Below are 596 nucleotides of genomic sequence, written 5' to 3'. Positions count from 1 at the left end.
AGTGCACTTCTACCGACATCATGTTGTCGCTGTGTGCCAGTACTTTGCGTGAAATCCCTTCGCCGAGATCTTCCATCGGAATGTCTTGGTTAAATACGAACATGGTTCACCTAATAACTTGATTGATTAATCATGGATTCTGATTGCTGACGATGTAAGCGATAAATCGTCAATAAATTCATCACGATCACGGTCATTTCTAACAGCGTTCCACCAATGGAACCCACCAGAATATTATTGGTTAGCCAGCAAGACGCGCCGAGCAAAAAGCCAATGCGCATCCTGATCCCTGACAAGCAGAACACCGAGTATGTACCAATCACCGTCCCGATAATCGGCCATAAATCACGCCATTGCTCTGCTACCCAAAAGCCACTGACTAAACTGATCACAATAAAGACAGCAGCGACTCGTTTCGACGAGACAAAAATCGCCGTGGTCGTTCTGAGCGCCGACAGCAATGCGCTCAGCGCAGAGACCATCGAACCCAGCAATAAAAAGTGGAGAAGATGATTGAGGTTAAAAATCAGCATCAAGATTTTTAGGTGCCTGTCATTCTTCTGGTAGAAGACGGAGAATCCCAAACCAAAACTAAT

1 protein-coding gene is annotated in these 596 nt (G+C 45.5%); it reads right to left on the bottom strand.

Annotation, left to right across the window (positions count from 1 at the left end):
* Positions 1-110: 110 nt before the first annotated feature.
* Positions 111-596 (bottom strand): YgjV family protein (locus tag R7R24_RS28650; RefSeq protein ID WP_318120450.1); only part of this gene is annotated, 486 nt, incomplete at its 5' end.

The organism is Vibrio sp. 704, from assembly GCF_033339295.1.
Note: the sequence above shows the minus strand (reverse complement) of the source record. Positions and strands in the feature narration are given on the sequence as shown.